Here is a 1,969-nt window from a genome sequence, read left to right on the forward strand (position 1 = left end):
CCGTAAACGGTACTAATGATTCCGCTGTAATCGGTGGCACCAACTCCGGTGCAGTGACTGAAGAAACTCAACTGCAAGCATCCGGAACATTGACAATTACTGACGTCGATACGGGTGAAGCGCACTTCTCCAATATCGATGTTGCAGGTGCTTTAGGTACGCTCCACCTCAAAGATAATGGTGTCTGGACTTACGATCTCGATAACACCAATCCACAAGTGCAAGCTTTGGGCAAAGGCGCTACTGCGACCGATACGATTACCGTTCAGTCGGCTGATGGCACACCACACCAAGTGACGATTACCGTAAACGGTACTAATGATTCCGCTGTAATCGGTGGCACTAACTCCGGTGCAGTGACTGAAGAAACTCAACTACAAACATCCGGAACATTGACGATTACTGACGCCGATACGGGGGAAGCACATTTCTCCAATACGGATGTTGCAGGTGTTTTAGGCACGCTCCACCTCAAAGACAATGGTGCTTGGAGTTACGATCTCGATAACACAAACCCACAAGTGCAAGTCTTAAGCAAAGGCACTACTGCCACCGATACAATTACCGTTCATTCAGCTGATGGCACTCCGCATCAAGTGACGATTACCGTAAACGGTACTAATGATTCCGCTGTAATCGGTGGCACCAACTCCGGTGCAGTAACGGAAGAAGCTCAACTTCAAACATCCGGTACATTGACGATTACTGACGTCGATACGGGGGAAGCACATTTCTCCAATACCGATATTGCTGGTGCTTTAGGCACGCTCCACCTCAAAGATAATGGAGCTTGGAGTTACGACCTAGATAACACCAACCCATCAGTGCAAGCCTTAGACAAAGGCGCTACTGCCACCGACACGATTACCGTTCATTCGGCAGATGGCACATCGCATCAAGTGACGATCATAGTAAACGGCACCAACGACAAAGCCGTGATTGGTGGTACTAATACAGGTGCCGTCACCGAAGAGTCTCAACTGCACACATCAGGCACACTCACTATAACCGATGTTGACACAGGTGAAGCCCACTTCTCCAATACCGATATCGCAGGGTCGTTGGGCACGTTGCATCTGACAGACTCAGGATCGTGGACGTACGATTTAGACAACACCAACCCGACGGTACAAGCCTTAGGTAAAGGGGCTACGGCAACTGACGTCATCACGGTTCACTCTGTCGATGGAACGCCAAATCAGGTGACCATTACTGTGAACGGCACTAATGATGCCGCTGTGATTGGTGGTGCTAATACAGGTGCCGTCACCGAAGAGTCTCAACTGCACACCTCAGGCACACTCACTGTAACTGATGTGGATACTGGTGAAGCTCATTTCTCCAATACCGATATCGCAGGGTCGTTGGGTACGTTGCATCTGACGGACTCAGGATCGTGGACCTACGATTTAGATAACACCAATCCGACGGTACAAGCCTTAGGCAAAGGGGCTACGGCAATTGATACCATCACGATTCACTCTGCCGATGGGACGCCACACCAGCTGAGCATTACGGTGAATGGCACCAACGACAAAGCCGTTATTTCTGGTACCAATACAGGTGCAGTAACGGAAGAGTCTCACCTACAAACCTCAGGTACACTCACCGTGACTGATGTTGATACTGGTGAAGCGCACTTCTCAAATACCGACATTGCTGGCGTGTTAGGTACTCTGCATCTAACGGACTCAGGTAAATGGACGTACGATTTAGATAATACGAACCCAACAGTACAAGCCTTAGGCAAAGGCGCAACAGCTACCGATACCATCACTGTTCATTCTGCTGATGGCACTGCTCATCAAGTCAAGATCACTGTTAATGGTACTAATGACAAAGCGATTATTGGAGATTCCAATACTGGCACTGTCACTGAGGAATCTCAACTGCACACCTCTGGCACACTCACTATAACCGATGTTGATACAGGCGAAGCACACTTCTCCAATACCGATATCGCTGGTGT

Annotated in this window: 1 protein-coding gene; it reads left to right on the top strand. The window is 49.1% G+C overall.

The window, feature by feature from the left end:
* Positions 1-1,969, top strand: a 1,969-nt coding sequence (locus tag OQJ75_RS22400) for a VCBS domain-containing protein (protein WP_266067291.1), incomplete at both ends; no start/stop codon positions are given.

Source organism: Vibrio sp. 14G-20 (assembly GCF_026241515.1).
Taxonomy (GTDB): Bacteria; Pseudomonadota; Gammaproteobacteria; order Enterobacterales; family Vibrionaceae; genus Vibrio.